Origin of the sequence: Weissella sagaensis, from assembly GCF_010306265.1 — a bacterium.
GTDB classification, from domain to species: Bacteria; Bacillota; Bacilli; order Lactobacillales; family Lactobacillaceae; genus Weissella; species Weissella sagaensis.
In genome coordinates this window covers 1-1,730 of record NZ_BLKA01000020.1, presented here as the reverse complement: position 1 = coordinate 1,730, position 1,730 = coordinate 1, and the positions used below count along the sequence as shown (strand labels likewise).

Here is a 1,730-nt window from a genome sequence, read left to right as displayed (position 1 = left end):
GAATAGATCTTTTCTCTTCACGATGCATCTTCACAATGCTGGCTTTAAAATCATCTTGATATCGTTTCATTGGAATGCTCCTATCTTGTTTTATTAATTATGGCACAACTGTTCAGAAATTTATGTACCAAATACTAGGATAGGAGCATTTTATTTTGAGCGTCGTATTCTTTTACATTTATAGGATTGTAATTATTTTCTTTAAAGTAAAGTTCTACTAGATATTTTTTAAAATCTGTTGATAGAAGGCTACTGCCTTTAGCTCTTAAAAACTGAAAATAGCTTCTATTCATATAAACCCAAGTATGCAACTGTTGATAAAAACTGGTTTTGGGATTTCTAACAATTGAGTTCACATTACATAGCCAAATATAAACTACTGAATTTTTATAGTATATGTCTGTACTGAGTTCACAAGCAAGTCCAACAAAATAAGTATCTTCGTATATTTTTAAATTATTTAACCAACGTAAACCTATTTTTTGAATGTATTTTGCGTTAAACCATTTATCTGGCAATAATCATTTCATGATTACCTGAGTCTTTAATTACATTGAAAAATTCCAATAGAGCACCTGTGAAATGCAGTTGATCATCAGCATCTATAAACATATAATATTGACCAATCGCTTGGCCCATACCAAATTGTCTAGAAAATCCGGGTCCGTTAGATTGTTTATTATAGTAATATTTAATATTTATGTTTTGAAAAATATCAAATATTGATATGTCTTGCAATTGATAACCCCCATCACCCACAATGATTACTTAAATTTGATTAAACTCAACACCTATCTGGTTATTAATTGATGACAGTACAACAGCCAGCTGTGATTCCTCTTCATTTTTATACGGTATAATGATAGAAACTAATTTTTGCATTGCAGCTTTTCCTTTTTCATATACTAAAAAGCCAGCCAAGTATTGACTAATCACACTTAGCTGGTTCTTTTTATTTTTTACGACGATTATTAATAATCAAAGAAGTTATTCCGGCTAATAATACAGATATGACAACACTAATCAAACTAGTGTTATTGTTTTCTGTCCCTGTTTTCGGAAGTTTTCTTATCTCTGTGTCTGTAGAACTGTTATTTTTGGTCAGATTTCCAGTTGCTCCAGTACGGTAGCTCCGGTGTTACCTGTGTCAGTTTTTTCAACGTTTTCAGTAGCAGGAGTACCAGTGTTACCATCCTTGTCAGTTGCTCCAGTATCACCTGTAGCTCCTGTATCGCCAGTTACTCCAGTATCGCCGGTAGCTCCAGTATCACCTGTGGCTCCAGTATCGCCGGTAGCTCCGGTGTTACCTGTGCGGTAGCTCCGGTGTTACCTGTGTCAGTTTTTTCAACGTTTTCAGTAGCAGGAGTACCAGTGTTACCATCCTTGTCAGTTGCTCCAGTATCACCTGTAGCTCCTGTATCGCCAGTTACTCCAGTATCGCCGGTAGCTCCAGTATCACCGGTAGCTCCGGTGTTACCTGTGTCAGTTTTTTCAACGTTTTCAGTAGCAGGAGTACCAGTGTTACCATCCTTGTCAGTTGCTCCAGTATCACCTGTAGCTCCTGTATTGCCAGTTGCCCCAGTATTACCAGTTACTCCAGTATCGCCGGTAGCTCCGGTGTTACCTGTGTCAGTTTTTTCAACGTTTTCAGTAGCAGGAGTACCAGTGTTACCATCCTTGTCAGTTGCTCCAGTATCACCTGTAGCTCCTGTATTGCCAGTTGCCCCAGT

At 37.3% G+C, this 1,730-nt stretch carries 4 protein-coding genes and 1 pseudogene; 2 read left to right on the top strand and 3 right to left on the bottom strand.

What is annotated here, in order from left to right; translation table 11 throughout:
• Window positions 1-134 precede the first annotated feature (134 nt).
• From G7Y65_RS09275 to G7Y65_RS09575, 3 genes are all read right to left on the bottom strand, one after another.
• Window positions 135-518 (bottom strand): hypothetical protein, encoded by a 384-nt coding sequence (locus G7Y65_RS09275; protein ID WP_052348468.1) that lies wholly within the window; start codon window positions 516-518, stop codon window positions 135-137.
• Window positions 508-738 (bottom strand): glycosyltransferase, encoded by a 231-nt coding sequence (locus tag G7Y65_RS09270; protein ID WP_052348467.1) that lies wholly within the window; start codon window positions 736-738, stop codon window positions 508-510. The genes G7Y65_RS09275 and G7Y65_RS09270 overlap by 11 nt, the downstream gene beginning before the upstream one ends.
• A 214-nt stretch (window positions 739-952) precedes the next feature.
• Entirely contained in the window at window positions 953-1,072 is a 120-nt protein-coding gene (locus tag G7Y65_RS09575) for an LPXTG cell wall anchor domain-containing protein (RefSeq protein WP_165314847.1), read from the bottom strand.
• A gap of 72 nt (window positions 1,073-1,144) precedes the next feature.
• Here G7Y65_RS09575 and G7Y65_RS09505 point away from each other — a divergent pair, with 72 nt between their 5' ends.
• Window positions 1,145-1,318: a hypothetical protein gene (locus G7Y65_RS09505; protein ID WP_275669056.1), complete on the top strand. Its 174-nt coding sequence runs from the start codon at window positions 1,145-1,147 to the stop codon at window positions 1,316-1,318.
• Window positions 1,319-1,332: 14 nt separating this feature from the next.
• A pseudogene (locus G7Y65_RS09410) lies at window positions 1,333-1,730 on the top strand (hypothetical protein); the annotation flags it as partial.